Source organism: Pseudomonas helmanticensis (assembly GCF_900182985.1).
Taxonomy (GTDB): Bacteria; Pseudomonadota; Gammaproteobacteria; order Pseudomonadales; family Pseudomonadaceae; genus Aquipseudomonas; species Aquipseudomonas helmanticensis.
This window is the reverse complement of sequence record NZ_FXUY01000001.1, coordinates 4,456,270-4,483,260: the sequence shown is the minus strand read 5'-3', so window position 1 is coordinate 4,483,260 and position 26,991 is coordinate 4,456,270. Positions and strand designations below refer to the sequence as shown.

Genomic DNA, 26,991 nt, shown 5'->3' with positions numbered 1-26,991 from the left:
GTAAGCTCGCCGCCTCATTTGCGGCCAATAATGACTCATTGTGCAACAGACTAATCCCTCCCCGGCCCCGCTCTGGCTGGCCCAAAGCCAACTGACGTCCCTCCCCGATTCGTTGACCCTCGACTGGTTGTTCGACGAAGGCTCGCTCACTCGCCGACTGACCCGCTTGTCCAATGATGGCTTTAGTGTGACGCCGTTGTTCGAAGGCTGGGACACCCTGCGCGCCGACGAATGCGCCGCGCTGAAACTGGCTGAAGGCAGCGAAGGCTGGGTGCGCGAGGTGTATTTGCGCGGTCATGGCGAAGCCTGGGTGTTTGCCCGCAGCGTCGCCTCACGCAGCGCCTTGCAGGGCGACGGCTTGCACATGGATGAACTGGGCAGCCGCTCGTTGGGCGAATTGTTGTTTTGCGATCAGGCCTTCCAGCGTCGCGCCATCGAAGTCTGCCGCTACCCTGAGCAATGGCTGCCGCCTGCCGCAAAGGCGCCCGAACTGTGGGGCCGCCGCTCGCGCTTCGACCGTGGCGCGCTAAGCGTATTGGTCGCGGAAATTTTCCTGCCGAATCTGTGGTGCGCCGCCCGCGCCCATCCGGAGAACAGCTGATGTATCAGAGCCTGCTCAAGTCCCTGAACCGCTTGAACCCGCGTGCCTGGGATTTCATTCAGTTGACCCGGATGGACAAGCCGATCGGCATTTACCTGCTGCTCTGGCCGACGCTGTGGGCGCTGTGGATTGCCGGCAAGGGCTCGCCATCACTGGCCAACGTGGTGATTTTTGTCCTCGGCGTGGTGCTGACTCGCGCCGGTGGTTGCGTGATCAACGATTGGGCGGATCGCAAGGTCGACGGCCACGTCAAACGCACCGCGCAACGGCCATTGGCTGCGGGCAGAATCAGTTCAAAGGAAGCACTGGTGTTTTTTGCGCTGTTGATGGGCGTGAGTTTTCTGCTGGTGCTGTGTACCAATGCGCCGACGATCTGGTTGTCGCTGGGCGGTCTGGCGCTGGCCTTCACCTATCCGTTCATGAAGCGCTACACCTATTACCCGCAAGTGGTGCTGGGCGCGGCATTCTCTTGGGGCATGCCGATGGCGTTCACCGCCGAGACCGGCGAGTTGCCGGCGGCAGCATGGCTGCTGTGGATCGCCAATTTGCTGTGGACCGTGGGTTACGACACGTATTACGCGATGACTGACCGTGACGACGATTTGAAGATCGGCGTGAAGTCGACGGCGATTCTGTTTGGCGAGACGGACCGGGTGATCATCCTGAGTTTGCAGGCACTGTCGCTGGGTTGCCTGTTGCTGGCGGGGTCGAAGTTCGAGCTAGGAACGTGGTTCCACCTCGGCTTGCTGGTGGCTGCTGGCTGTTATGCGTGGGAGTTCTGGTACACCCGTGATCGCGACCGCATGCGTTGCTTCAAGGCGTTTTTGCACAACCATTGGGCCGGGTTGGCGATTTTCGTCGGGATCGTGCTGGATTACGCATTGCGCTAAACACAAATCAATGTAGGAGTGAGCCTGCTCGCGATAGCGGTGTATCAGTTAACGAAAATGCCGACTGATACACCGCTATCGCGAGCAGGCTCACTCCTACAGGGGATTTGCCTTTACTTGTGCTCGTGCACCACGTGCCACATTTCCTTCATGCCATCACCCTTCATTTCTCCTGGCTTCTCATCTTTCATGAAGGTGTACAGCGGCTTGCCGTCGTAGGCGTATTGCATCATGCCGTCATCGCGCTTGATCACTGTCCATTTGCCTTCAGCTTTGGCCCCCGCCGGCGCCATCATTGGCGGCCAGTTTTTCGCGCAATCGCCGGTGCACATCGACTTGCCGCCAGCGTCCTTGTCGAACGTGTAAACGGTCATGCCTTTGTGATCGACCATCATGCCGTCTTTCATCATGGCCGGCTCGGCGGCCATGGCAAATCCGGGCAGAGTCAGGGCAGCAGCCATCAGCAGTGCTTTAAAGGAAACAGTCATTTGAGTCATGGAAACCTTCTTTTGTGGTTGTCAGGATTCGGACTTAGAGCTTAGTTCAGGATTTGCACAATCGCCGCCGGACTAAAATACTGTCACACGACTGCAATAATTCCGTTATCTAATGCGGCGCAAGACAGTTAAATGACAAGAGGATTAAGGCATGGTTGGCAGGAGCATTCTGATCGTCGACGACGAAGCGCCCATTCGCGAAATGATCGCCGTTGCGTTGGAAATGGCCGGCTATGACTGCCTCGAGGCAGAGAACTCGCAGCAGGCACACGCCATCATCGTCGACCGCAAGCCGGACCTGATCCTGCTCGACTGGATGCTGCCCGGCACGTCGGGCATCGAGCTGGCCCGTCGTCTGAAACGCGATGAGCTGACCGGGGACATCCCGATCATCATGCTCACCGCCAAGGGCGAAGAGGACAACAAGATCCAGGGGCTGGAAGTCGGCGCCGACGACTACATCACCAAACCGTTTTCCCCACGCGAACTGGTCGCACGCCTGAAAGCCGTGCTGCGCCGTGCCGGCCCGACCGATGGCGAAGCGCCGATCGAAGTCGGTGGCCTGCTGCTCGACCCGATCAGCCATCGCGTGACCATCGACGGCAAACCTGCCGAAATGGGCCCGACCGAATACCGTCTGCTGCAATTCTTCATGACCCACCAGGAACGCGCCTACACCCGCGGCCAGTTGCTGGATCAGGTCTGGGGCGGCAACGTCTATGTGGAAGAGCGCACCGTCGACGTGCACATCCGCCGTCTGCGCAAGGCCCTCGGCGACGCCTACGAAAATCTGGTACAAACCGTGCGCGGCACCGGCTACCGGTTTTCCACCAAGGCCTGATCCGACCGCCAGACTCGCAGACAAGGACCGTATTTCCCGTGAATCAAAACTGGCATGGCACCCTGATTCGCCACATGCTGTTGCTGGTCACCGCTTGCCTGGTGATCGGCCTGATCACCGGCTATTACGGCTGGAGCCTCGCGGCGGGCCTGGGCATTTATCTGGCCTGGACGCTCAAGCAATTGCTGCGGCTGCACGAATGGCTGCGCCTGCATAAACCCGATGAAGCACCGCCCGATGGCTACGGCTTGTGGGGCGAAGTGTTCGACAGCATCTATCACCTGCAACGCCGCGACCAACGCGTGCGCGGGCGTCTGCAGGCAGTGATCGACCGGGTGCAGGAATCCACCGCTGCGCTGAAAGACGCGGTGATCATGCTCGACAGCGACGGCAATCTGGAATGGTGGAACCGCGCCGCCGAAACCCTGCTCGGTCTGAAGACCCCGCAGGACAGCGGTCAACCGGTAACCAACCTGGTGCGGCATCCACGCTTCAAGGAATACTTCGAGCAGGACAGCTACGCCGAGCCGCTGGAAATCCCTTCGCCGACCAATGATCGCGTGCGCATTCAGCTGTACCTGACCCGCTACGGCAACAACGAACACTTGATGCTGGTGCGTGACGTCACGCGGATTCATCAACTGGAACAGATGCGCAAAGACTTCATTGCCAACGTCTCCCACGAATTGCGCACGCCGTTGACGGTGATTTGCGGCTATCTGGAAACCCTGCTCGACAACGTCGAAGAGGTGAATCCACGCTGGAGCCGCGCCCTGCAGCAGATGCAACAACAGGGCGGGCGCATGCAGACGCTGCTCAACGACCTTTTGCTGCTGGCGAAACTGGAAGCCACCGATTACCCGTCGGACAACCAGCCAGTGCAGGTCGATACGTTGCTGCAATCGATCAAAAGCGACGCGCAGCAATTGTCCGCTTCGAAAAATCAGCGCATCACCCTCGAAGCCGATGCCGGGCTACTGCTCAAGGGCAGCGAGGCGGAGTTGCGCAGTGCATTTTCCAATCTGGTGTTCAATGCGGTGAAGTACACCCCGGCCGAGGGCAACATCCGCATTCGCTGGTGGGGCGACGATCAGGGCGCACACCTCAGCGTGCAGGATTCCGGAATCGGCATCGACAGCAAACACTTGCCGCGCCTCACCGAACGCTTCTATCGCGTCGACTCCAGCCGTAACTCCAACACCGGTGGCACCGGCCTCGGTCTGGCCATCGTCAAACACGTGTTGCTGCGCCACCGCGCGCGGATGGAGATCAGCAGCGTGCCCGGTCACGGCAGCACGTTCACCTGCCATTTTGCCCCGGCACAAGTGGCCAGCGTACGGGCAATCAGCGCCGCTGAGTAATGTCGCACTAGGCAATCGCCAGGTCAGCCGCTACATTGGCTGACTTGTGCCTGCCTTTCAGGCGCGACTTTTACCTCTTTTGAATCACACGGAACCCGCAAAACTCCATCATGGACCCTTCCCCTGGCTTGTCCCTCGCAACAATATTCGCCGATTTCGGCATGATTCTTTTCGCTCTGATCCTGGTTTTGCTCAACGGCTTTTTCGTTGCGGCGGAATTCGCCATGGTCAAACTGCGCTCGACCCGGGTCGAGGCCATCGCTGACAAAAACGGCTGGCGCGGGCACATCCTGCGCACCGTACACAGTCAGCTCGATGCGTACCTCTCGGCGTGTCAGCTCGGTATCACCCTTGCCTCCCTTGGCCTGGGCTGGGTCGGTGAGCCGGCCTTTGCGCACATTCTCGAGCCGCTGCTGAGCGCGGTCGGCGTGCAGTCGCCGGAGATCGTCAAAGGCGTGTCGTTCTTCACCGCGTTCTTCATCATTTCGTACCTGCACATCGTGGTCGGCGAGCTGGCTCCGAAGTCGTGGGCGATCCGCAAACCCGAGCTGCTGTCGCTGTGGACGGCGGTGCCGCTGTACCTGTTCTACTGGGCGATGTACCCGGCGATCTACCTGCTCAACGCCAGCGCCAACGCGATTCTGCGTATCGCCGGTCAAGGTGAGCCAGGCCCGCACCATGAACACCATTACAGCCGCGAAGAACTGAAACTGATCCTGCACTCCAGCCGTGGCCAGGATCCGAGCGATCAGGGCATGCGTGTTCTGGCGTCGGCGGTGGAAATGGGCGAACTGGAAGTGGTCGACTGGGCCAACTCCCGCGAAGACCTGATCACGCTTGAATTCAACGCGCCGCTGAAAGAAATCCTGGCGATGTTCCGTCGCCACAAGTTCAGCCGTTATCCGGTGTACGACAGCGAGCGCCAGGAGTTCGTCGGCCTGCTGCACATCAAGGATCTGCTGCTGGAACTGGCCGCGCTGGACCACATTCCCGAGTCGTTCAACCTGGCCGAACTGACCCGTCCGCTGGAGCGCGTGTCCCGGCACATGCCGCTGTCGCAGTTGCTCGAGCAGTTCCGCAAGGGCGGCTCGCACTTCGCCGTGGTCGAGGAAGCTGACGGCAACATCATCGGCTACCTGACCATGGAAGACGTGCTGGAAGTGCTGGTCGGTGACATTCAGGACGAACACCGCAAGGCTGAGCGCGGCATCCTCGCTTATCAGCCGGGCAAGCTGCTGGTGCGGGGCGACACGCCGCTGTTCAAGGTTGAACGCCTGCTGGGCATCGACCTCGATCACATCGAAGCGGAAACCCTCGCCGGGCTGATCTACGAAACCCTGAAGCGGGTGCCGGAAGAGGAAGAAGTGCTGGAAGTCGAAGGCCTGCGGATCATCATCAAGAAGATGAAAGGGCCGAAGATTGTACTGGCCAAGGTGTTGATGATGGATTGAATGCAATGCGGGAAACCGCGTTGCCTGCTTAAAAGATCGCAGCCTGCGGCAGCTCCTACAGGGGATCGCATTCCAAATGTAGGAGCTGCCGCAGGCTGCGATCTTTTGCTTTTAAGGTTCACTGCTTGCCCAGCGCAAAGTTGGGCAACGCCCCCAGCGGCTGGTTGAACTGGTAGGGAATCGACACCAGCCCCGCCCCGCTGTTGCGCTGCACCACAAAGTGCAGGTGCGGGCCGCTGCTGTTGCCGGTGTTGCCGGACAGCGCCAGCGGACTGCCGACCACCACTCGCTGCCCTTCGCGTACGCTCACCGAACCTTGCTTGAGGTGCAGGTACACGCCCATCGTGCCGTCGTCATGCAGCACCCGCACGAAATTGCCGGAGGCATCGCTGCCGCGCCCGCTCTGTGAGTTCTCGGTCTTGACCACCACCCCCGCCCGCGCGGCAATGATCGGCGTGCCCACCGGCATGGCGATGTCCATCGCGTACTTGTTCTTCGGCCCGTAGTGACTGTACTGGCCGTTGGCGCCCTGACTCAGGCGGAACGGCCCGCCACGCCATGGCAGCGGATAGCGATAGCCCTGCACGGCGCCAGCGGGGTCGCCGAGGGAATACTGAAACTGCGGCGTATACACCAGCGGCTGGCCACCGGAAACCGCCGTGAGCAGCGCCAACCGCGTATTGCTGCGCGCCGGCAACACCCGGCGAATCGTCTGAGTCGGCGCGCCACTCACATTGCTCATGCCGGTAAACGCCAGTGCAATCTCGACCGGCGCATACAGATCGTTGCGCACAAACACCACATCGGTACCCTTCTGCTTCTTGATGTCGAGGTACACCTGGCGATCAAGGCGTTCGACCATGCGGTCTTGAAAGACGAACACCGCCGCACCTTTGCTCGGCCGGTCGCTGTACGAGACCACGCCGTTGGCATCGGTGGATTTGTAGATAGTCATGGCCACAGCCGAGGTGGAGGCCATGAAGAGACCACAGAAAAACAGCAGGCGCGCGAGCATGGGCAAGAGTCTGTCGAAGTAAGGCCTGAGAGAGAGCCTAGCAGTTGAGACAGACCAGGGTAGTCGGCAAATGTTTCAAATGATCGTCCCCACGCTCTGCGTGGGGATGCAGCCCGGTACGCTCTGCGTCCCATGCGAGAGGACGCGGAGCGTCCGGTTGAGGCATTCCCACGCAGAGCGTGGGAACGATCAGCGTAAAGCTGTGATTACGCGCCCGGAACGAAGTGTTTCTGCGCCGTGCCGCGAGCGATCAGGCGGGAAATGTAGTCGAGTTTCTGCGCGTCCTGGTCGACGAAACGGAACGTCAGCTGCAACCAGTCGCTGTCCGGTTTCGGTTCAAACGCGACAACAGCATGCAGGTAGCCGTTGAGGCGGGCGATTTCGGCGTTGTCGCCCTGCTCCAGATCGAGCACGGCACTGTCGAGGATCTGCGGCAGGGTGTCGGTGCGTTTCACCACCAGCAACGCTTCCTTGATGCTCAGGGCCTTGATCACGCATTGCTGCGTACCGCTTGGCAGACGCAATTGGCCTTGGCCACGACCGCTTGCCGGAGCCGACGATGCAACGGGGGCCTTGACCGGTGGGCTGTTGAGCAAACCACGCGATGCCGCAGCGGCTGGCGCTGGCGGCGCAGCAACTGGCTTGGCAAACGGGTTGACCGCTGCCGCTGCTGGCGCGCCACCAACCACGGCAGGCTTGCCGCCAGTCAATGCGCTCAGAGAGTCGTTGCCGAACGCCGAGTTCATCTTGGTCGGCGCGCTATTCATCAGGGTGTCGAGCTTGCCAACCTTGTTCAGCGCCTGCTTGACCTTGGTCAGCAGTTGCTCGTTGGTGAACGGCTTGCTGACGTAGCCGGAAACGCCGGCCTGAATCGCCTGCACGACGTTTTCCTTGTCGCCCCGGCTGGTGACCATGACAAACGGCATAGTCTTGAGATTGTCTTGCTCGCGGCACCAGGTCAGCAGTTCAAGACCGGACATTTCCGGCATTTCCCAGTCGCACAAGACCAGGTCGAACGCCTCTTTGGCCAGCATGGCCTGAGCCTTTTTACCGTTGACGGCGTCCTCGGTGCGGATCCCCGGGAAGTAATTACGCAGGCACTTTTTCACCAGGTCACGAATGAACGAAGCATCGTCCACGACCAACACACTGATCTTGCTCATCCAACACCCCTATTAAAATCCCGGCAAGCATAACGCTGGCTGATGGCACATTGCCAAAACTCTTCAGTCACGCCGGGACTTTTCGTTCGCGGGTGCTGCTTTTTAATCGATTCTGCCCATGAAAAGCACAAACAAAAACGCCCGGCCAAAGGGCCGGGCGCTTTTCTCAGGCAATCTTACTTATCGTCAGCATCGCCCGGAACATTAGCGGTTTCGCCGCTTGTGCCTTCAACTTCTTCCTTCATGCGCTTGAGGCCCATGTGGCGCACGTCGGTACCGCGTACCAGATAGATGACCAACTCGGAGATATTGCGCGCGTGGTCGCCAATGCGTTCCAGCGAACGCAGCACCCAAATGATGCTCAAGACCCGCGAGATAGAGCGCGGGTCTTCCATCATGTAGGTCGCCAGCTCACGTAGCGCGGTCTTGTATTCGCGGTCGATGATCTTGTCGTATTGCGCCACCGACAACGCCAGATCGGCGTCGAAACGGGCGAATGCGTCCAGCGCATCGCGAACCATGTTGCGCACCTGGTCGCCGATATGGCGAACCTCGACGTAACCGCGTGGCGCCTCACCTTCTTCGCACAGCTGAATCGCGCGACGGGCAATCTTGGTCGCTTCGTCGCCGATGCGCTCCAGGTCGATCACCGACTTGGAGATGCTGATGATCAGACGCAAATCGGACGCCGCCGGCTGACGACGGGCGAGAATGCGCAGGCATTCTTCGTCGATGTTGCGTTCCATCTGGTTGATCTGGTCGTCGATCTCACGCACCTGCTGAGCCAGACCGGAGTCGGCCTCGATCAACGCAGTCACCGCGTCATTGACCTGCTTCTCGACCAATCCACCCATGGCCAGGAGGTGGCTGCGCACTTCCTCAAGCTCAGCGTTGAACTGCGCGGAGATGTGGTGGGTAAGGCCTTCTTTACTAATCATGTTGGCGTCCTTGGAGCGTCCGGTAAGGTGCGGTGGGCCGCAGCGTCAATTCTGTGAATAACCCGCAACTGTCAGCCATAACGACCGGTGATGTAGTCTTCGGTCTGCTTCTTCGCCGGATTGGTGAACAGGGTATCGGTATCGCCGAACTCCACCAGTTTGCCCATGTACATGAACGCCGTGTAGTCGGACACCCGCGCGGCCTGCTGCATGTTGTGCGTAACGATGACAATGGTGAACTTGGATTTCAGCTCGTAGATCAGCTCTTCGACTTTCAGCGTCGAGATCGGGTCGAGGGCCGAGCACGGTTCGTCGAGCAGCAGCACTTCCGGCTCAACCGCGATGGTGCGCGCGATCACCAGACGTTGTTGCTGACCACCGGACAGGCCGAGTGCCGATTCGTGCAGACGGTCTTTGACCTCGTCCCACAGTGCCGCGCCTTTCAACGCCCACTCGACTGCTTCGTCAAGGATGCGTTTCTTGTTGATGCCCTGAATGCGCAGGCCGTAGACCACGTTTTCATAGATGGTTTTCGGGAACGGGTTGGGCTTCTGGAACACCATGCCGACGCGACGACGCAGTTCGGCGACGTCTTCGCCCTTGCGATAGATGTTGTTGCCGTACAGGTTGATCGCGCCTTCTACGCGGCAGCCGTCAACCAGGTCGTTCATGCGGTTGAAGGTGCGCAGCAAGGTCGATTTACCGCAGCCGGACGGACCGATGAAGGCGGTCACGCGCTGTTTCGGGATGTTCATGCTGACGTCGAACAGTGCTTGTTTCTCGCCGTAGTACAGGCTCAGGCCGGGTACTTCGATGGCCACGGTTTCCTGCGCCAGGTTGAGGCTCTGCTTGTCGCGGCCCAGGGCAGACATGTTGATGCCGTGGGTATGTGTTTCGTGCTGCATGGGGGGCTCCCTGTGCTGACAAATTCGGTTCGGTTTATTGTAGGAGTGAGCCTGCTCGCGATTCAGGCGCTGCGGTTTATCTACGAAACCGCGGTGTTGCCATCGCGAGCAGGCTCACTCCTACATAAGAGATCAGCTGTCCAGTGCTTTGTATTTTTCGCGCAGATGGTTGCGGATATACACCGCCGACAGGTTCAACGTGGCGATCACCAGCACCAGCAGCAGCGCCGTGGCGTACACCAGCGGACGCGCCGCTTCGACGTTCGGGCTCTGGAAGCCGACGTCATAGATGTGGAAGCCCAAGTGCATGATCTTCTGATCCAGGTGCAGGTACGGGTAGTTGCCGTCCACCGGCAGCGACGGCGCCAGTTTCACCACACCCACCAGCATCAGCGGCGCCACTTCACCGGCGGCGCGAGCCACGGCGAGGATCATGCCGGTCATCATTGCCGGGCTGGCCATCGGGATAACGATCTTCCACAAGGTTTCAGCCTTGGTCGCACCGAGGGCCAACGAGCCTTCACGCACGGTGCGTGGAATACGTGCCAGACCTTCCTCAGTCGCGACGATCACCACCGGCACCGCCAGCAGTGCCAAAGTCAGCGACGCCCAGAGCAGACCCGGTGTGCCGAAAGTCGGCGCCGGCAGCGCTTCCGGGAAGAACAAACGGTCAACCGAACCACCCAGCACGTAAACGAAGAAGCCCAGACCGAACACGCCGTAAACGATCGCCGGTACGCCAGCGAGGTTGTTCACCGCGATACGGATGATCCGCGTCAGGGTGTTCTGCTTGGCGTATTCACGCAGGTACACCGCTGCCAGCACGCCGAACGGAGTGACGATCATCGCCATGATCAGGGTCATCATCACGGTGCCGAAGATTGCCGGGAAGATCCCGCCTTCGGTGTTCGCTTCACGCGGGTCGTCGGAGAGGAATTCCCAGATCTTGCCGAAGTAGAAACCAACCTTGGTGAAGGTGCTCATCGCGTTCGGCTGGTAAGCGTGAACCACTTTGCCCAGACCGATTTCAATCTCTTTGCCGTTGGCATCGCGAGCAGTCAACGCATCGCGGTTGAACTGTGCATGCAAGTCAGACAGACGAGCTTCGATGTCCTGATAACGTGCATTCAGCTCGGCACGCTCGGATTCCATGTCCGCTTGCGCGGTGGCGTCGAGCTTGCCTTCCAGTTCCAGTTTGCGACCGTGCAGACGGATGCGTTCCAGCCCTGCGTTGATTGCACCGATGTCGGTTTTTTCCAGCGATTTCAGTTGTGCAGCCAGACCATTCACGCGGTTGATCCGCGCCTGCAGCTCAGGCCACGCAGCCTCGCCCTCGGCGATGACTTTGCCGTCCTGTTTGACGTTGACCAGATAGCCGTAGAAGTTGCCCCACTCGCGACGTTCGATCGCCATCAATTCTGGCGGCGTGGTCTGGTTGGTCAGCCACTCGCCGACGATCCAGGTGAAGTCATTACCGTTCAGATCACGGTTGCCGACCTTGATCAGCTCGCGGGTCATGAATTCCGGGCCAACCTCAGGCACCGGCAAACCGGCGCTCTTCAGACGGGCACGGGGCACTTCTTCTTTCTGCACCACTTCACCGATCACCAGGTGATTGGCTTGGCCCGGTACGTCGTAGTTGGCGTGGATCAGGTCCGCCGGCCAGAAGTGGCCCAGACCGCGTACGGCAATCACTGCCAGCAGGCCAATGGTCATGATGACCGCGATGGACACCGCGCCACCGCTGATCCAGACGCCCGGGGCGCCGCTCTTGAACCATCCTTTCAGGGAGTTCTGTTTCACAGACTTCTACCTTTGCTTAAAGCGACGAGTATTTCTTGCGCAGACGCTGACGAATCAGTTCTGCCAGGGTGTTCATGACGAAGGTGAACAACAGCAACACCAGCGCCGAGAGGAACAGCACGCGGTAGTGGCTGCCGCCGACTTCCGACTCGGGCATTTCCACCGCAACGTTGGCAGCCAGGGTGCGCAGGCCTTCGAACAGGTTCATTTCCATGACCGGGGTGTTACCGGTGGCCATCAACACGATCATGGTTTCGCCGACTGCACGGCCCATGCCGATCATCAGCGCCGAGAAAATCCCCGGGCTGGCGGTCAGGATCACCACGCGAGTCATGGTCTGCCACGGCGTGGCACCGAGGGCCAGCGAACCGAGGGTCAGGCCGCGCGGCACGCTGAACACGGCATCCTCAGCGATCGAGTAGATGTTCGGGATGACCGCAAAACCCATGGCCAGACCGACCACCAGAGCGTTGCGCTGGTCGTAGGTGATGCCCAGGTCGTGGGAGATCCACATGCGCATGTCACCGCCGAAGAACCAGTTCTCCATGAACGGGCTCATGTACAGCGACAGCCAGCCCACGAACAGGATCACTGGAATCAGCAGCGCACTTTCCCAACCGTCCGGGACTTTCAGGCGGATCGATTCAGGCAGGCGGCTGAAGGTGAAACCGGCGACCAGAATGCCGATCGGCAGCAACATCAGCAGGCTGAAAATGCCCGGCAGATGCCCTTCGACATACGGCGCGAGGAACAGGCCGGCGAAGAAACCGAGGATCACCGTCGGCATCGCTTCCATCAGCTCGATCACCGGTTTGACCTTGCGGCGCATGCCCGGGGCCATGAAGTAGGCGGTGTAGATGGCCGCGGCGACGGCCAGTGGAGCAGCGAGCAGCATGGCGTAGAACGCAGCTTTCAGAGTGCCGAAGGTCAGTGGCGAGAGGCTCAGTTTCGGTTCGAAATCGGTGTTGGCGGCGGTCGATTGCCAGACGTATTTTGGCTCGTCGTAGTTCTCGTACCAGACCTTGCTCCACAGCGCGCTCCAGGAAACTTCCGGGTGCGGGTTGTCGAGCAGAAGCGGTTGCAGCTTGCCGTCGGCTTCGACGATGACACGGTTGGCACGTGGCGAAAGACCGAACACGCCCTGGCCTTCTACCACTTGATCGACCAGCAAGGTGCGATGCGCGGTGCTGTGGAACACGCCAAGCTTGCCGCTAGCATCCAGAGCAAGGAAGCCCTTGCGACGCTCTTCGGCGGTGATTTCAACGATCGGCGTGGTGCCCATCTGGAAAGTGCGGATCTGCTTCAGGCGCAGTTCACCATCGGTGTCACGGGCCATGAACCACTGGGCCAGACCACCCTTGGAGTCACCGACGATCAGCGAGATACCACCGACCAGTTGCGTGGTCGCGGTGACTTCGGCGTCAGCGTTTTCCAGCAGTTTGTAGCGACCGTTGAGGCTCTTGTCGCGCAGGCTGAACACATCGGCCTGAGCGCGACCGTTGACCACGTACAGCCACTGCTGGCGCGGGTCGACGAAGATGTTTTTCACCGGCTCGGTCATTTGCGGCAGATCGATTCGCTTCTGCTCGTTGGTGACTTCGCCGGTCATCATGTTTTCTTCGCTGGTCAGCGACAACACATTGAGTTGCGAACCGGTCGAACCAACCAGCATCAGCGTCGTGTCGGTGGCATTCAGGCTGACATGCTCCAGCGCACCGCCGGCTTCGTTGAGCGCGATTGGCGTCTCGCCATACGGATACTCAATGGCCGGGGTGATGGTTTTCTTGCCATCGGGGTAGCTGACTTTATAGGTGTGACGGAACACCAGCGCCTGGCCGTTGGACAGGCCCACGGCTACCAGCGGGTGGCCCGGCTGATCTTCACCAATCGAGGTCACGGTGGCGCCGGCAGGCAGTGGCAGATCGACACGCTTCAGCTCAGCGCCACTGTCGATATCAAAGAACAATGCCTGGCCCTTGTCGGAAACGCGCATCGCCACCTGATTCTGCTCTTCGAGCGAAATCATCAGCGGCTTGCCGGCGTCCTGCATCCAGGCCGGGGTGATTGCATCTTTCACAGTCAGGTCGGCACCCTTGAACAGCGGCGCAACCACGTAGGCGAGAAAGAAGAAGATCAGGGTGATGGCTGCCAGCACCGCGAGACCGCCAACGAGGACGTACCAGCGGGTGAAGCGATCCTTGAGCGCGCGAATGCGGCGCTTGCGTTGCAGCTCAGGCGTATTGAAATCAATGCGCTTGGGAGGGGAAGTCGTAGTCATTGGGGAATTGGCCAGATCATTCATGCGCACACCCTAGCGATCCTGTATGACAGAAAGATGACAATGCAGTGACGCACCAAATCCACCGCCAGCGGGTACTGGAGGAGGATCAAAGAATTCGAAGGTTCGCGGTGTCCGTGGGACCTGTACGGAACCGTTTGAAACCTGTGCAGGAGCTGACGAGGGCACCGAGGCTGCGATCTTTTGATCTTGCAGTCAAAGGCCAGATCAAAAGATCGCAGCCTCGTTTCACTCGTCAGCTCCTACAGGGGTTCCGGCAGATCCGGGGGTTAGCCCGGATCTACGGTGTTACTTCTTTGCGACTTCAGCGCCGCCTTCTTGCAGACCCAGGTCAGCCAGTGCTTTTGCAGCAACCTTGGCTGGCAGCGGGATGTAGCCGTCTTTCACCACAACTTCCTGGCCCTGTTTCGACAGCACCAGCTTCACGAACTCAGCTTCCAGCGGGGCCAGAGGCTTGTTCGGGGCTTTGTTGACGTAAACGTAGAGGAAACGCGACAGCGGGTACTTGCCGTTCAGAGCGTTTTCTTCGCTGTCTTCGATGAACTCAGTGCTGCCCTTCTTCGACAGCGCAACGGTTTTCACGCTAGCGGTCTTGTAGCCGATGCCCGAGTAACCGATACCGTTCAGCGAGGAGCTGATCGACTGCACTACCGACGCCGAACCTGGTTGTTCGTTGACGTTTGGTTTGTAGTCGCCTTTGCACAGGGCTTCTTCTTTGAAGTAGCCGTAGGTGCCGGATACCGAGTTACGGCCGAACAGCTGAACTGGCTTGTTGGCCAGGTCGCCGGTCACGCCCAGGTCGCCCCAGGTTTTCACGTCGGCTTTGGCGCCGCACAGACGGGTCGACGAGAAGATCGCATCAACCTGTTCCATGGTCAGGTGCTGGATCGGGTTGTCCTTGTGTACGAAGACGGCCAAGGCGTCCACAGCAACCGGAATAGCGGTTGGCTTGTAGCCGTACTTCTGCTCGAAGGCCGCCAGTTCGGTGTCCTTCATCTTGCGGCTCATCGGGCCCAGGTTGGAGGTGCCTTCAGTCAGCGCAGGTGGCGCAGTGGCGGAGCCAGCGGCCTGAATCTGGATGTTTACGTTCGGGTATTCTTTTTTGTAGTTCTCAGCCCAGAGGGTCATGAGGTTGGCGAGGGTATCGGAGCCGACGCTGGACAGGTTGCCCGACACACCAGTGGTCTTGGTGTAGCTCGGGATCGACGGGTCAACAGCGGCGAACGCGTTGGCGGTCGCAACGCCAGCAGCGACAAAAGTCATTGCCGCCATCAAACGCTTCAGTTTCATGCCTTACTCCTAGCAGATAGGGTGTGTTAAGTCGGGGCCAAGTATCAGCAGGCCGTGTGAACACTCTATGGCTGAAATATGACAATTGGATGAAAGGCCAGCATGTCGCAACAGATCGTTCCCACGCTCTGCGTGGGCATGGACGCTCTGCGTCCGCATTTGAGAGGTGACGCGGAGCGTCACAGGATGCATTCCCACGCGGAGCGTGGGAACGATCAGGCGGGAGAGAAAATCAGCGCCCCTTCTTCCAGAGCCACGCCCCCACCAGAATCCCCATCGCGCACAGCACCGCCACATAGTAGGCAGGCCCCATCGCGCTCTCCTTCAGCAGCAGGCTCACCACCATCGGCGTCAACCCGCCAAAGATCGCGTAAGCCACGTTGTACGAGAACGACAACCCGCTGAAGCGCACTACCGGCGGAAACGCTTTAACCATCACATACGGCACCGCACCGATGGTGCCGACCAGAAAACCGGTCAGCGCATACAGCGGGAACAGCCAGTCCGGGTGATCGGCGAGGCTGTGATAGAACGTCCACGAGCTGATCAGCAAGCCCAGGCAACCAAACACAAATACCCGACCGGCACCGAAACGATCCGCCAGCGCACCGGAAATGATGCAGCCGATGCTCAGGAACACGATCGCCAGACTGTTCGATTGCAGCGCTTGCGTCGGCGTGAAGTGATAGACCGTTTGCAGCACGGTCGGCGTCATCAGAATGACCACGACGATGCCAGCGGAGAGCAGCCAGGTCAGCAACATGGAGATCGCAATCGCGCCGCGATGGTCACGCAGCACGGCGCGCAGCGGTACTTCTTCAGCCAATGCCTTGCGCTGTTGCAGTTCGGCGAACACCGGGGTTTCGTGCAGCCAGCGGCGTAGATACACCGAGAACAGGCCAAACACACCACCCAGCAGGAACGGAATCCGCCACGCGTAATCGGAAACTTCGGCAGGCGTATAGATGCTGTTGATCGCGGTGGCGACGAGCGAGCCGAGCAAAATGCCGGCGGTCAGCCCGCTGGTGAGCGTGCCGCAGGCGTAACCCATGTGTTTTTGCGGGACGTGTTCGGAAACGAAGACCCACGCGCCCGGCACTTCCCCGCCAATCGCGGCGCCTTGAATCACCCGCATCACTAGAAGAAGGATCGGCGCCCACATGCCGATCTGTGCGTACGTTGGCAGCAGCCCCATGATCAAGGTCGGCACGGCCATCATGAAAATGCTCAGGGTGAACATCTTCTTGCGCCCGAGCAGATCGCCGAAGTGCGCCATGACGATGCCGCCCAGCGGCCGCGCGAGGTAACCGGCGGCGAAGATGCCGAAGGTCTGCATCAGGCGCAGCCACTCGGGCATGTCGGCCGGGAAGAACAGCTTGCCGACCACGGTGGCGAAGAAAACGAAGATGATGAAGTCATAAAACTCCAGCGCACCACCAAGGGCGGACAGCGACAGAGTCTTGTAGTCATTGCGGGTCAACGGTCGTGCGGGTTGCTCGGGCTGCGCGAGGCTCGAAGGCGCTGTGGTCATGGCAAGGGCTTCTCTTATAGTCGGATCTGCCGCCACAACAACGCTGGCGGTGGCTTGGGCAGGTTCGGCACCATAGCAAATTGTTCGAAAAAGCACATAGAGGCGCGTATTTGACGGTCGAAATGAGAACCGGATGGTCGTCGCGGAGTCTACCGACCGATATACTCGCAACCTGCTCCGGTTTGTAGGGGGTTGCTGTGCGAAAACGTCGTTGGCCCGGCCTTTGCTCGGGATTAGCCGGTTTCGCAGAGTTTCTCCTTAGGCGCCTGATGGAAAACGTGACGAACGTAGTATGTTCGGTGCTGAATCGTTTTTCCCGAAGACGGCTACCACCAGCAATACCAACGAAGAGTCACGGGTCAGAGGCACCCTCGGCATGATAGAACTCGAACAAGAAGATCCGATCCCGCAAGGCGACCTGGCCTTGCAAATCACCGCACTTCCACGTGAAACCAACGGCTTTGGCGATATTTTCGGCGGCTGGCTGGTGGCGCAGATGGATTTGGCCGGCACCGCAATGGCCAGCCGTGTCGCTGGCGGCCGCGTCGCGACCGTTGCCATCGATCGCATGGCGTTTCTCGTACCGGTCGCTGTCGGCGCGCAATTGTCCTTTTATACCCAGACGTTGGAAATCGGCCGCAGCTCGATCCAGATGATGGTCGAAGTGTGGAGCGACGACCCGTTGTCCAGCGAGTGGCGTAAAGTCACCGAAGCGGTCTTCGTCTTCGTTGCCATCGACGGCAGCGGTCGCACTCGCTCGGTTCCACCACGCGCGCGTTAAACCTCGCGGCCGTTTGACGGTCGATTGTTGTCCTTGTTTCTGATCGAGAGCTGTCCCATGAACACGCCCAACGTTGAAGCGGTGAAACTGGATGAACTGAACTGCTGGCGCATCCGCCACGGTCAGGCCGAAGTGCTGGTCGCCCAGCAGGGCGCGCACATCCTCAGTTATCAGATCGATGGCCAGCCGCCGATCATCTGGCTCAACGACAAGGCCGTGTTCAAGACCGGCAAAAGCATCCGCGCCGGCGTGCCGGTATGCTGGCCGTGGTTCGGCAAGTTCGAACGCAACCCGCAGAGCGTGCAGGCCATGTACACCGGTGAGCAGCCGGCACCCGCGCACGGTTTGGTGCGGGCGATGGATTGGGAGCTGGGTGGCATCGAAGCCGAAGAACATGGCATCAAAGTCGAGTTCAAACTGCCCTACCCCGACGGTGGCCTGCCAGACTGGCCGCATCAGGTCGATCTGAGCCTGACCCTGCATTTGTCCGAACAACTGAGCTTCAGCCTGACCAGCCATAACCGTGGCAATGACACCGTCAGCCTGAGTCAGGCGCTGCACACGTATTTCGCAGTCAGTGATGTGCGCCATGTGCATGTCGACGGTGTCGATGGCTTGAATTACATCGAGACGCTGGATGACTGGAAGACTCACAGCCAGCAAGGCGATCTGCGTTTTGCCGGTGAGACTGACCGCATCTACGTCGATGCCCCGCCGCAATTGAGCATTGTCGATCCGACCTGGGAACGGCGCATCGTGCTGACCGCCACCGGCTCACGCGCGGCGGTGATCTGGAACCCGTGGATCGATCGCGCCGCTGCATTGGCCGACATGGACAACGATGGCTGGCAGCGCATGTTGTGCATCGAGACGGCGAATGTGCTGGATGACATCGTCACGCTGGCGCCGGGGGCGAGCTATACCATGGGCGTTATTGTCGCCAGCAAAGCGCTTTAAGATCAAAAGATCGCAGCCTTCGGCAGCTCCTACATTGGAATGCATTTCCCTGTAGGAGCTGCCGCAGGCTGCGATCTTTTGCTTTAGAGATCAGATTCCTTCACCACCCGCACCTTGTCCGCTTCCAGCGCATACGCCGCATCAGCCAGATCATTGCTGACCTTTTCAACCTTCAGCGTGCCGGTCACCCACAACGGCGTGTAGATGTCGTTCAGCTTCAATCCCTTCGGATAACGCACCAGCACCAGTTGATTCGGAGGCGGTGGCGGCACGTGGATGCACGCGCCCGGGTAGGGCACGAGGAAGAACAGCGTGCTGCGGCCCTTGGCATCGGACTCCAATGGCACCGGATAACCGCCGATGCGAATGTGTTTGTCGTTCATCGATGCCACGGTTTTGGTCGAATACATCACCGCCGGCAGACCTTTGGCCTGCTTCATTCCGCCCTTCTCGGTGAAGGTGCCGGTGGCTTCCGGGGAGTTGTGGTCGATTTCGGGCATGGCCTCGAGGGCCTTTTGATCCGACTTGGGCATCAGTTCGAGCCAGTCGGTTTCCGGCAGTTCGCCGGCGTGGGCCAAACCGCTGCCCAGAAAAAGGAGAGTCAACAGAAGACGGCGCATGAAGGTGCTCGGTAAAGAAAGGAAGGATCGTTGAATCGCCGAGCATTCTAGCCCTCCCGGCCACTTTGGCAGAGAGGGCTTTGTCGCTTTGGATCAGTTCTTTTTGATCAGGCCGTAGATCACCAGCAACACGATCGCGCCGACCAGTGCGCCAATGAAGCCTGCGCCCTGACCTGCCTGATAGATGCCCAGAGCCTGGCCGCCGTAAGTGGCCGCCAGCGAACCGCCGATACCGAGCAGGATGGTCATGATCCAGCCCATGCTGTCATCGCCCGGTTTCAGGAACCGCGCCAGCAGGCCGACGATCAAGCCGATAAAGATGGTTCCGATAATTCCCATGGCAATTCCCTCTCAATAGTAGATATGCGAAGCCTAGTCAGACTTTGGCATCCTGCCATGAGAGAACGGCGGCCCCTGAATGGTTCCGCCGCTGCCACATGAAACTGTCGTTACTCGGCGATCAGCGCTTCGACCTTGACGATCTGCGCTTGCAGCGTGGCCATGTCGGCGCAGCGCAGGTTGGCGTGACCGACCTTGCGCCCGGCCTTGAAGGCTTTGCCGTAGTGATGCAGATGGCAATCTTCGATGGCGATGACCTTCTCAACCGGCGGAACAACGCCAATGAAGTTGAGCATTGCGCTCTCGCCAACCTTGGCCGTCGAACCCAGCGGCAGGCCGGCAACGGCGCGCAGGTGGTTTTCGAACTGGCTGCACTCGGCGCCTTCGGTGGTCCAGTGCCCGGAGTTGTGCACGCGCGGGGCGATTTCGTTGGCCTTGAGGCCACCGTCGACTTCAAAGAACTCGAACGCCATCACGCCGACGTAATTCAACTGCTTGAGCACACGGCTCGAGTAGTCTTCGGCCAACGCCTGCAACGGGTGATCGGTGCTGGCCACCGACAGTTTGAGGATGCCGCTGTCGTGGGTGTTGTGTACCAGCGGATAGAACTTGGTTTCACCATCGCGGGCACGCACGGCGATCAGCGAGACTTCACCGGTGAACGGTACGAAACCTTCCAGCAGGCAGGCAACGCTGCCCAGCTCGGCGAAGGTGCCAACCACATCTGCAGGTGTGCGCAGGACTTTCTGGCCCTTGCCGTCGTAACCCAAAGTACGGGTTTTCAGCACGGCCGGCAGACCGATCGAAGCGACGGCGGCATCCAGATCGGCTTGCGATTGGATGTCAGCGAAAGCCGGAGTCGGAATGCCCAAGTCCTTGAACATGCTCTTTTCGAACCAGCGATCACGAGCGATGCGCAGGGCTTCGGCGCTTGGGTAGACCGGGACGAATTGCGACAGGAATGCCACGGTTTCGGCCGGGACGCTTTCGAATTCGAAGGTCACCAGATCGACTTCATCGGCCAATTGGCGCAGATGATCCTGATCGCCGTAATCGGCCCGCAGGTGTTCGCCCAAGGCAGCGGCGCAAGCGTCCGGCGCAGGGTCGAGAAAAGCGAAGTTCATGCCCAGCGGAGTGCCCGCCAGGGCCAACATGCGACCCAACTGGCCGCCACCGATTACACCGATCTTCATCTCAACAACCTCAGGCAATACGTGGGTCTGGATTGTCCAGGACGCTGTCTGTCTGCTCGGCACGGAAGGTTTTCAGTACCGCGTGGAACTGTGGGTGCTTGGCGCCGAGGATGCTCGCCGAGAGCAGCGCGGCGTTGATCGCGCCGGCCTTGCCGATAGCCAGGGTGGCGACCGGAATGCCCGCTGGCATCTGCACGATCGACAGCAGCGAGTCGACGCCCGAGAGCATGGCCGACTGCACTGGCACGCCCAGTACCGGCAGGTGGGTCTTGGCCGCACACATGCCTGGCAAGTGGGCTGCGCCACCGGCACCGGCGATAATCACCTCGATGCCACGGCCTTCAGCCTCTTCGGCGTACTGGAACAGCAGATCCGGGGTGCGGTGGGCAGAGACCACTTTGACCTCGTACGGGATGCCGAGCTTTTCCAGCATATCGGCGGTGTGGCTAAGGGTGGACCAATCGGACTTGGAGCCCATGATCACGCCAACCAGTGCACTCATCGTCGCGCCTCTTCTCTCTGGAGCGCCCGCAGGCGCGTCATAAAACAACAAGCCACGCAGGTTGCGTGGCTTGATTGTACGAAAAATGGCCGGACGTGCCGGCCGAAGGCCGCGCAGTATACCGCAATGAAAGCAATAAACAGCCCCCTGCGCGACCATCTGTCATCTGCCGCAAATGCCCGGTTTTATTGACCTGAAGGTCAGCCAAAAAGATCAAAAGATCGCAGCCTGCGGCAGCTCCTACAGGGATATGCATTGCAATGTAGGAGCTGCCGCAGGCTGCGATCTTTTCAGGAAGCTTGTGCAGCGCCGCCTTCGAGCTTGCGCCACAGCAGGCGCACGTTGGCCTTGCGCACCAAGGCGCAGCGATAGAGGCGGATCTCCAGTGGCACATGCCATTGCGGGCCGCCGCAGACCACCAGTTCACCGCGAGCCAGTTCCGCGCGCACGCTCAGCTGTGGCACCCAGGCAATACCCAGTCCTTCCAGCGCCATGCTTTTCAAGCTGTCGGCCATCGCCGTTTCATAGATGGTCGTGAAGCGCAGCTGACGCTGGCGCAACAATCCATTCACCGAGCGGCCAAGAAACGCCCCGGCGCTATACGCCAGTAACGGCACGCTGGCCTCCCCCTCCAGATCGAACAGCGGCTTGCCCTCGGCATCCGCCGCGCACACTGGCAACATCTCGGTCTGGCCCAAATGCAGCGACGGGAAAATTTCCGGGTCCATCTGCATCGCCGCGTCCGGGTCGTAGAACGCCAGCATCAGATCGCAACCACCCTCCCGCAACGCATGCACCGCGTCGCCGACGTTGGTGGCGACCAAGCGTGTGGCGATGTTCAAGCCTTCATTACGCAACTGGGCGATCCAGCGCGGGAAAAAACCCAGCGCCAGCGAGTGCGCGGCAGCGACTTGCATCACTTCGCCCTGCCCGCCCTCCAGATGATGAAGATGGCGCAGCACTTCACCGAGCTGTTCGACCACCGTGCGTGCGGTCACCAGAAACAGTTGCCCCGCCGCCGTCAGCTCGATCGGCGTGCGCGAGCGGTTGACCAAAGTCAGCCCCAGCGCAGCCTCCAGGCTGCGGATCCGCCGACTGAATGCGGGCTGGGTCACGAAGCGCCGTTCGGCTGCTTGCGAGAAGCTGCGGGTGGCGGCCAGAGCACTGAAGTCCTCAAGCCATTTGCTTTCCAGATTCATCACGTCCTCCCGGACACGCACCAAAACAGGTCACACGTCTGCCGCGCACGCGGCGTCACATGGGCATTATGCCGAATGTGCATAGGCCAGTGCTTAACAGCATTGGCCCAAAAATTCGCACAAGCCTAGCATTCGCAGCGTTCCGGCACAGACCGGGTCCATATCGAGATGATTTCTATCATGTCCTCCGCTGCATCTTTCCGCACAGAAAACGACCTGCTTGGCGCCCTCGAAGTACCGGCTCAAGCGTATTACGGCATCCAGACCCTGCGAGCGGTGAACAACTTCCGTCTCTCCGGCGTTCCGATTTCGCATTACCCGAAACTGGTTGTCGGTCTGGCAATGGTCAAACAGGCCGCTGCTGACGCCAACCGCGAGTTGGGTCACCTGAGCGAAGCCAAGCACGCTGCCATCAGCGAAGCCTGTGCCCGATTGATCCGCGGTGATTACCACGAAGAGTTCGTGGTCGACATGATTCAAGGTGGCGCCGGTACTTCCACCAACATGAACGCCAACGAAGTGATCGCCAACATTGCACTCGAAGCAATGGGCCACGAGAAAGGCGAGTACCAGTTCCTGCACCCGAACGACGACGTCAACATGGCGCAGTCGACCAACGACGCCTACCCAACGGCAATCCGTCTGGGCCTGCTGCTCGGTCACGACACCCTGCTGGCCAGCCTCGACAGCTTGATTCAGGCGTTCGCGGCCAAGGGCAAAGAATTCGATCACGTCCTGAAAATGGGCCGTACCCAACTGCAAGACGCCGTGCCGATGACCCTCGGTCAGGAATTCCGTGCCTTCGCCACCACCATGGGCGAAGACCTGGCCCGTCTGAAGACGCTGGCCCCGGAACTGCTGACTGAAGTGAACCTGGGCGGCACCGCGATCGGTACCGGCATCAACGCCGACCCGCGTTATCAAGCGCTGGCGGTTCAGCGTCTGGCACTGATCAGCGGTCAACCGCTGGTACCGGCGGCCGACCTGATCGAAGCGACTTCCGACATGGGCGCCTTCGTCCTGTTCTCCGGCATGCTCAAGCGCACCGCGGTCAAGCTGTCGAAGATCTGCAACGACCTGCGCCTGCTGTCCAGCGGCCCACGCACCGGCATCAACGAAATCAACCTGCCAGCGCGTCAGCCAGGCAGCTCGATCATGCCTGGCAAGGTCAACCCGGTTATTCCGGAAGCCGTGAACCAAGTGGCCTTCCAGGTCATCGGTAACGATCTGGCGCTGACCATGGCAGCCGAAGGCGGTCAACTGCAACTGAACGTGATGGAGCCGCTGATCGCTTTCAAGATCTTCGACTCGATCCGCCTGCTGCAACGCGCCATGGACATGCTGCGCGAGCACTGCATCGTCGGCATCACCGCCAACGAAGCGCGCTGCCGCGAACTGGTCGAGCACTCGATCGGTCTGGTCACCGCACTGAACCCGTACATCGGCTACAAAAACGCCACCCGTATCGCCGGTCTCGCCCTTGAAAGCGGCCGCGGCGTGCTGGAACTGGTGCGCGAAGAAGGTCTGCTCGACGAAGCCATGCTCGCCGACATCCTGCGCCCGGAAAACATGATTGCTCCGCGTCTGGTTCCGCTCAAAGGCTGAACCGACACGTTACTTGTAGCACCGCTCACCAGGTCGAGGGACTAGACACCTCTCACCTTTTGAGGGCTTGGGGATTATTCCCCAGGCCCTTTTTTTTAACTTCTTTGCGGGCAGGTCGTTAGATGTTTTGTGTATTTGATACCGCCAAGATCGCAGCCTTCGGCAGCTCCTACATTGATTGACGTACACCTGTAGGAGCTGCCGAAGGCTGCGATCTTTTGATCTTGCAGCAACCTCGTTTCGTCGCTTGCACCACTACCGTGCAGACGGGCGCGCCACTGATCGGTATAGTGCCGCCCCTCTTCGCGTGAGCGGTCGTCGGTAACGAGGCCATAACCCATGCGAAACCCGAACTAATAACAAACCCGCGAAATGGATCGGGGACGAAACCCTCGCCTCACCTGTTGTGCCGCGCGCAAACCGGTGTAACGCGATGTTTCCGACCTTCCAGCATTTGCTTACACAATAAACAGCGAGGAAAAATCCATGCTCGAAGTCATTAACGACTTCCTCTCAGGGAAAGTACTGATCGTGCTCATTGTCGGGCTCGGTAGCTACTTCACGATTCGCTCGCGTTTCGTTCAACTGCGTCATTTCTTCCACATGTTCGCGGTGTTCCGCGACAGCCTCAAAGGCAGCGCCGGGCAACTCAGCTCGTTCCAGGCCTTGATGCTCAGCCTTGCCGGCCGTGTCGGTGCAGGCAACATCGCCGGTGTCGGCATCGCCGTGACCCTCGGTGGTCCGGGTGCGGTGTTCTGGATGTGGGTGACCGCACTGGTCGGCATGTCCAGCAGCTTCTTCGAATGCACCCTGGCTCAGGTCTACAAGCGTGCGGAAGGCGACGGTCTGTACCGTGGTGGCCCGGCCTACTACATCCAGCACGGCCTGAAGCTCAAAGGCATGGCGGTGGTGTTTTCCGTCCTGCTGTTGGTTACCTACGGCTTCGCCTTCATCGGCCTGCAGTCCTACACCGTGACCCACTCGCTGCAGAACGCCTTTGAATTCAACCCACAACACACCGGTATCGTCCTGGCGGTGCTGCTGGCCATCACTTTCATCGGCGGCATCAAGCGTATTGCCTCGGTGTCCGACCTGCTGGTTCCGATCAAGACGCTGGCCTATATCGGCGTGACCTTGTACGTGATCGGTACTCAGATCGAACACGTGCCGGCCATGCTGGAAACCATCTTCAAGAGCGCCTTCGGCCTCGACCCGGCCTTTGGCGGCCTGCTCGGCAGCGCCATCGTCATGGGCGTGAAGCGTGGCGTATTCGCCAACGAAGCGGGCCTGGGCAGTGCGCCGAACGTCGCCGCCGTGGCCGCCGTAAAGCACCCGGGCGCGCAAGGCGTGGTTCAGGCCTTCAGCGTGTTCCTCGATACCTTCGTGATCTGCACCTGCACCGCGCTGCTGATCCTGTTGTCGGGCTTCTACACCCCGGGCTTCGAAGGTGACGGCATCGTCCTGACCCAGAACTCGCTGGCCGCCGTGGTCGGTGACTGGGGTCGCATGTTCGTCAGCGTCGCACTGTCGCTGTTCGTCTTCACCTGCATCCTCTACAACTACTACCTGGGCGAGAACAGCCTGCAGTTCCTCACCCGCAACCGCGCCGCACTGATGATTTTCCGTGGCCTGGTGCTGGCGCTGGTGGTCTGGGGTTCGATGCAGGATCTGTCGACCGTGTTCGCCTTCGCCGACATCACCATGACCTGCCTGGCCTTCGTCAACCTCGTGGCCCTGGCCATGCTGTTCAAGGTCGGCATGCGTGTGATGCGCGACTACGACGGGCAGCGTCGCGCCGGCGTCAAACAGCCAGTGTTCGACTCGAGCAAATTTGCCGATCTGGACCTCGACCTGAAAGCCTGGCCGACCCCGTCTGCCGCCGCTGCCGCTGCCGGCAAGACCGAAGCCGAGCCGCAAGGCGTCCCTGCAGCGCAACGCTGACAGGTGAATGGCGGGCGCATCCCCTGCGCCCGTCAGTTATTGTGATGCAATAACTTGTAGGAGTGAGCCTGCTCGCGATAGCGGTTCATCATTCAACATTTATGTTGGCTGAAAGACCGCTATCGCGAGCAGGCTCACTCCTACAGGAACTCATCGTTTCGGAGAATCCTATGAACCCTTCGACTTATCCCGCCGCCCAACACGTCATGGTGCTCTACACCGGTGGCACCATCGGCATGCAGGCCAGCGCCAATGGCCTGGCCCCGGCGTCCGGTTTCGAAGCGCGGATGCGCGACTACCTGCACAGCCAGCCTGAACTCGCCGTGCCACACTGGCGCTTCCGTGAGATGTCGCCGCTGATCGACAGCGCCAACATGACTCCGGCCTATTGGCAGCAACTGCGTGAAGCGGTGGCCGATGCCGTTGACGTGCAAGGCTGCGACAGCGTGCTGATCCTGCATGGCACCGACACCCTGGCCTACAGCGCCGCAGCCATGAGTTTCCAGCTCCTCGGTCTGCACGCGCGCGTGTGCTTTACCGGCTCCATGCTGCCGGCCGGCGTGACCGACAGTGATGCCTGGGAAAACCTCGGCGGCGCACTGGTCGCGCTTGGCCAAGGCCTGGCGCCAGGCGTGCATCTGTACTTCCATGGTGAACTGCTGGACCCGACCCGTTGCGCGAAAGTGCGCAGCTTTGGCCGTCATCCGTTCAAGCGCCTGGAGCGTCAGGGCGGCGGAGTCAAAGCCACCTCGATTCCTGCGTCATTGAACTACAACCAGCCGAAACAACTGGCCAGGGTTGGCGTGCTGCCACTGTTTCCAGGCATAGGCGCCGAGATTGTCGATAGCCTGCTCGACAGCGGCATTCAGGGCTTGGTGCTGGAGTGCTACGGCAGCGGCACCGGACCGAGTGATAACGCCGAATTTCTCGCCAGCCTCGGCCGCGCGCGCGACAACGGCGTGGTGGTGGTGGCGGTGACGCAGTGCCATGAAGGCGGCGTCGAGCTGGATGTGTATGAAGCCGGCAGTCGGTTGCGTAGCGCCGGCGTGCTGTCGGGCGGCGGCATGACCCGTGAAGCGGCGTTCGGCAAATTGCATGGTTTGCTCGGCACCGGCCTGGAAAACGCCGAAATACGTCGCCTGATCGAACTCGACCTGTGTGGCGAACTGAGCTGATCGCTCCGACTGTCAGGATTAAAACCGCACAGCATATATATCTACCACCATCGCTCGATTGTGCCCCCATAGCATGAAGCAACCCCGAGGCCTG

At 60.1% G+C, this 26,991-nt stretch carries 24 protein-coding genes; 10 read left to right on the top strand and 14 right to left on the bottom strand.

The genetic code is table 11. The features are described 5' to 3' along the window. Positions 1-40: 40 nt before the first annotated feature. Both QOL84_RS19915 and ubiA read left to right on the top strand, forming a co-directional pair. A complete protein-coding gene (locus QOL84_RS19915; protein ID WP_283438299.1) occupies positions 41-601 on the top strand; it encodes a chorismate--pyruvate lyase family protein in 561 nt (186 codons plus the stop codon). Then, positions 601-1,491 carry a 4-hydroxybenzoate octaprenyltransferase gene (gene ubiA / locus QOL84_RS19910; RefSeq protein ID WP_283438298.1) on the top strand — a complete coding sequence of 297 codons (891 nt, stop codon included), beginning with the start codon at positions 601-603 and terminating at the stop codon, positions 1,489-1,491. Before QOL84_RS19915 ends, ubiA begins: the two co-directional genes overlap by 1 nt. A 113-nt stretch (positions 1,492-1,604) precedes the next feature. Here the strand turns inward: ubiA and QOL84_RS19905 are convergent, their stop codons facing one another. Beyond that, positions 1,605-1,988, bottom strand: a complete 384-nt coding sequence (locus QOL84_RS19905; RefSeq protein ID WP_129386666.1) for a COG4315 family predicted lipoprotein — start codon at positions 1,986-1,988, stop codon at positions 1,605-1,607. Between the two features lie 151 nt (positions 1,989-2,139). Between QOL84_RS19905 and phoB the strand changes: the two genes are divergently transcribed. The 3 genes from phoB to QOL84_RS19890 all read left to right on the top strand — a co-directional run bounded on the left by phoB (position 2,140) and on the right by QOL84_RS19890 (position 5,641). After that, positions 2,140-2,829: a phosphate regulon transcriptional regulator PhoB gene (phoB, locus tag QOL84_RS19900; protein ID WP_007896474.1), complete on the top strand. Its 690-nt coding sequence runs from the start codon at positions 2,140-2,142 to the stop codon at positions 2,827-2,829. A gap of 74 nt (positions 2,830-2,903) precedes the next feature. After that, positions 2,904-4,190 carry a phosphate regulon sensor histidine kinase PhoR gene (gene phoR, locus QOL84_RS19895; protein ID WP_283438670.1) on the top strand — a complete coding sequence of 429 codons (1,287 nt, stop codon included), beginning with the start codon at positions 2,904-2,906 and terminating at the stop codon, positions 4,188-4,190. Between the two features lie 110 nt (positions 4,191-4,300). Next, complete coding sequence (locus QOL84_RS19890) at positions 4,301-5,641, top strand: hemolysin family protein (RefSeq protein WP_283438297.1); 1,341 nt, start codon at positions 4,301-4,303, stop codon at positions 5,639-5,641. A gap of 118 nt (positions 5,642-5,759) precedes the next feature. Here QOL84_RS19890 and QOL84_RS19885 read toward each other — a convergent pair whose 3' ends face one another. From QOL84_RS19885 to QOL84_RS19850, 8 genes are all read right to left on the bottom strand, one after another. Beyond that, positions 5,760-6,656: a peptidoglycan DD-metalloendopeptidase family protein gene (locus QOL84_RS19885; RefSeq protein WP_283438296.1), complete on the bottom strand. Its 897-nt coding sequence runs from the start codon at positions 6,654-6,656 to the stop codon at positions 5,760-5,762. Between the two features lie 206 nt (positions 6,657-6,862). Then, complete coding sequence (locus tag QOL84_RS19880) at positions 6,863-7,819, bottom strand: response regulator (RefSeq protein WP_283438295.1); 957 nt, start codon at positions 7,817-7,819, stop codon at positions 6,863-6,865. 176 nt (positions 7,820-7,995) lie between these two features. Further along, positions 7,996-8,757 carry a phosphate signaling complex protein PhoU gene (gene phoU / locus QOL84_RS19875; protein WP_007954334.1) on the bottom strand — a complete coding sequence of 254 codons (762 nt, stop codon included), beginning with the start codon at positions 8,755-8,757 and terminating at the stop codon, positions 7,996-7,998. A gap of 71 nt (positions 8,758-8,828) precedes the next feature. Beyond that, positions 8,829-9,662: a phosphate ABC transporter ATP-binding protein PstB gene (pstB, locus tag QOL84_RS19870; protein ID WP_129386683.1), complete on the bottom strand. Its 834-nt coding sequence runs from the start codon at positions 9,660-9,662 to the stop codon at positions 8,829-8,831. Between the two features lie 132 nt (positions 9,663-9,794). Further along, positions 9,795-11,465: a phosphate ABC transporter permease PstA gene (pstA, locus tag QOL84_RS19865; protein WP_283438294.1), complete on the bottom strand. Its 1,671-nt coding sequence runs from the start codon at positions 11,463-11,465 to the stop codon at positions 9,795-9,797. A gap of 16 nt (positions 11,466-11,481) precedes the next feature. Next, positions 11,482-13,515, bottom strand: coding sequence for an ABC transporter permease subunit (locus QOL84_RS19860; protein WP_283438669.1), 2,034 nt, complete (start codon positions 13,513-13,515; stop codon positions 11,482-11,484). 537 nt (positions 13,516-14,052) lie between these two features. Then, entirely contained in the window at positions 14,053-15,054 is a 1,002-nt protein-coding gene (locus tag QOL84_RS19855; protein ID WP_085708814.1) for a phosphate ABC transporter substrate-binding protein PstS, read from the bottom strand. A gap of 232 nt (positions 15,055-15,286) precedes the next feature. Then, positions 15,287-16,585, bottom strand: a complete 1,299-nt coding sequence (locus QOL84_RS19850) for an MFS transporter (RefSeq protein ID WP_283438293.1) — start codon at positions 16,583-16,585, stop codon at positions 15,287-15,289. Between the two features lie 376 nt (positions 16,586-16,961). Between QOL84_RS19850 and QOL84_RS19845 the strand changes: the two genes are divergently transcribed. Beyond that, positions 16,962-17,366, top strand: coding sequence for an acyl-CoA thioesterase (locus tag QOL84_RS19845; RefSeq protein ID WP_003229628.1), 405 nt, complete (start codon positions 16,962-16,964; stop codon positions 17,364-17,366). 57 nt (positions 17,367-17,423) lie between these two features. Next, positions 17,424-18,323, top strand: a complete 900-nt coding sequence (locus tag QOL84_RS19840) for a D-hexose-6-phosphate mutarotase (protein WP_283438292.1) — start codon at positions 17,424-17,426, stop codon at positions 18,321-18,323. Positions 18,324-18,406: 83 nt separating this feature from the next. On the opposite strand, the gene QOL84_RS19835 is transcribed toward QOL84_RS19840, so the two are convergent. The 5 genes from QOL84_RS19835 to QOL84_RS19815 all read right to left on the bottom strand — a co-directional run bounded on the left by QOL84_RS19835 (position 18,407) and on the right by QOL84_RS19815 (position 22,176). Next, positions 18,407-18,943 carry a DUF3299 domain-containing protein gene (locus tag QOL84_RS19835; protein ID WP_283438291.1) on the bottom strand — a complete coding sequence of 179 codons (537 nt, stop codon included), beginning with the start codon at positions 18,941-18,943 and terminating at the stop codon, positions 18,407-18,409. 93 nt (positions 18,944-19,036) lie between these two features. Further along, complete coding sequence (locus QOL84_RS19830) at positions 19,037-19,282, bottom strand: GlsB/YeaQ/YmgE family stress response membrane protein (RefSeq protein ID WP_003229635.1); 246 nt, start codon at positions 19,280-19,282, stop codon at positions 19,037-19,039. Positions 19,283-19,392: 110 nt separating this feature from the next. Then, entirely contained in the window at positions 19,393-20,475 is a 1,083-nt protein-coding gene (locus QOL84_RS19825; protein ID WP_283438290.1) for a 5-(carboxyamino)imidazole ribonucleotide synthase, read from the bottom strand. A 10-nt stretch (positions 20,476-20,485) separates the two neighbouring features. Further along, positions 20,486-20,977: a 5-(carboxyamino)imidazole ribonucleotide mutase gene (gene purE / locus QOL84_RS19820; protein WP_007954291.1), complete on the bottom strand. Its 492-nt coding sequence runs from the start codon at positions 20,975-20,977 to the stop codon at positions 20,486-20,488. Positions 20,978-21,267: 290 nt separating this feature from the next. Beyond that, a complete protein-coding gene (locus tag QOL84_RS19815; protein ID WP_064116481.1) occupies positions 21,268-22,176 on the bottom strand; it encodes a LysR substrate-binding domain-containing protein in 909 nt (302 codons plus the stop codon). Positions 22,177-22,356: 180 nt separating this feature from the next. On the opposite strand from QOL84_RS19815, the gene QOL84_RS19810 reads away from it, so the two are divergent. From QOL84_RS19810 to QOL84_RS19800, 3 genes are all read left to right on the top strand, one after another. Next, positions 22,357-23,781, top strand: coding sequence for an aspartate ammonia-lyase (locus QOL84_RS19810; RefSeq protein WP_129386705.1), 1,425 nt, complete (start codon positions 22,357-22,359; stop codon positions 23,779-23,781). Positions 23,782-24,267: 486 nt separating this feature from the next. Then, positions 24,268-25,722, top strand: a complete 1,455-nt coding sequence (locus QOL84_RS19805) for an alanine/glycine:cation symporter family protein (protein ID WP_283438289.1) — start codon at positions 24,268-24,270, stop codon at positions 25,720-25,722. A gap of 170 nt (positions 25,723-25,892) precedes the next feature. After that, positions 25,893-26,897 (top strand): asparaginase, encoded by a 1,005-nt coding sequence (locus QOL84_RS19800; protein ID WP_283438288.1) that lies wholly within the window; start codon positions 25,893-25,895, stop codon positions 26,895-26,897. Positions 26,898-26,991: the final 94 nt, after the last annotated feature.

What these genes read in the sequence shown, in the direction of transcription:
- ubiA (WP_283438298.1), top strand. Translation starts at nt 601, where the DNA reads ATGTATCAGAGCCTGCTCAAGTCCCTGAACCGCTTGAACCCGCGTGCC.
- QOL84_RS19905 (WP_129386666.1), bottom strand. Translation starts at nt 1,988, where the DNA reads ATGACTCAAATGACTGTTTCCTTTAAAGCACTGCTGATGGCTGCTGCC.
- phoB (WP_007896474.1), top strand. Translation starts at nt 2,140, where the DNA reads ATGGTTGGCAGGAGCATTCTGATCGTCGACGACGAAGCGCCCATTCGC.
- phoR (WP_283438670.1), top strand. Translation starts at nt 2,904, where the DNA reads ATGCTGTTGCTGGTCACCGCTTGCCTGGTGATCGGCCTGATCACCGGC.
- QOL84_RS19890 (WP_283438297.1), top strand. Translation starts at nt 4,301, where the DNA reads ATGGACCCTTCCCCTGGCTTGTCCCTCGCAACAATATTCGCCGATTTC.
- QOL84_RS19885 (WP_283438296.1), bottom strand. Translation starts at nt 6,656, where the DNA reads ATGCTCGCGCGCCTGCTGTTTTTCTGTGGTCTCTTCATGGCCTCCACC.
- QOL84_RS19880 (WP_283438295.1), bottom strand. Translation starts at nt 7,819, where the DNA reads ATGAGCAAGATCAGTGTGTTGGTCGTGGACGATGCTTCGTTCATTCGT.
- phoU (WP_007954334.1), bottom strand. Translation starts at nt 8,757, where the DNA reads ATGATTAGTAAAGAAGGCCTTACCCACCACATCTCCGCGCAGTTCAAC.
- pstB (WP_129386683.1), bottom strand. Translation starts at nt 9,662, where the DNA reads ATGCAGCACGAAACACATACCCACGGCATCAACATGTCTGCCCTGGGC.
- QOL84_RS19860 (WP_283438669.1), bottom strand. Translation starts at nt 13,515, where the DNA reads ATGCAGGACGCCGGCAAGCCGCTGATGATTTCGCTCGAAGAGCAGAAT.
- QOL84_RS19855 (WP_085708814.1), bottom strand. Translation starts at nt 15,054, where the DNA reads ATGAAACTGAAGCGTTTGATGGCGGCAATGACTTTTGTCGCTGCTGGC.
- QOL84_RS19850 (WP_283438293.1), bottom strand. Translation starts at nt 16,585, where the DNA reads ATGACCACAGCGCCTTCGAGCCTCGCGCAGCCCGAGCAACCCGCACGA.
- QOL84_RS19845 (WP_003229628.1), top strand. Translation starts at nt 16,962, where the DNA reads ATGATAGAACTCGAACAAGAAGATCCGATCCCGCAAGGCGACCTGGCC.
- QOL84_RS19840 (WP_283438292.1), top strand. Translation starts at nt 17,424, where the DNA reads ATGAACACGCCCAACGTTGAAGCGGTGAAACTGGATGAACTGAACTGC.
- QOL84_RS19835 (WP_283438291.1), bottom strand. Translation starts at nt 18,943, where the DNA reads ATGCGCCGTCTTCTGTTGACTCTCCTTTTTCTGGGCAGCGGTTTGGCC.
- QOL84_RS19830 (WP_003229635.1), bottom strand. Translation starts at nt 19,282, where the DNA reads ATGGGAATTATCGGAACCATCTTTATCGGCTTGATCGTCGGCCTGCTG.
- QOL84_RS19825 (WP_283438290.1), bottom strand. Translation starts at nt 20,475, where the DNA reads ATGAAGATCGGTGTAATCGGTGGCGGCCAGTTGGGTCGCATGTTGGCC.
- purE (WP_007954291.1), bottom strand. Translation starts at nt 20,977, where the DNA reads ATGAGTGCACTGGTTGGCGTGATCATGGGCTCCAAGTCCGATTGGTCC.
- QOL84_RS19815 (WP_064116481.1), bottom strand. Translation starts at nt 22,176, where the DNA reads ATGAATCTGGAAAGCAAATGGCTTGAGGACTTCAGTGCTCTGGCCGCC.
- QOL84_RS19810 (WP_129386705.1), top strand. Translation starts at nt 22,357, where the DNA reads ATGTCCTCCGCTGCATCTTTCCGCACAGAAAACGACCTGCTTGGCGCC.
- QOL84_RS19805 (WP_283438289.1), top strand. Translation starts at nt 24,268, where the DNA reads ATGCTCGAAGTCATTAACGACTTCCTCTCAGGGAAAGTACTGATCGTG.
- QOL84_RS19800 (WP_283438288.1), top strand. Translation starts at nt 25,893, where the DNA reads ATGAACCCTTCGACTTATCCCGCCGCCCAACACGTCATGGTGCTCTAC.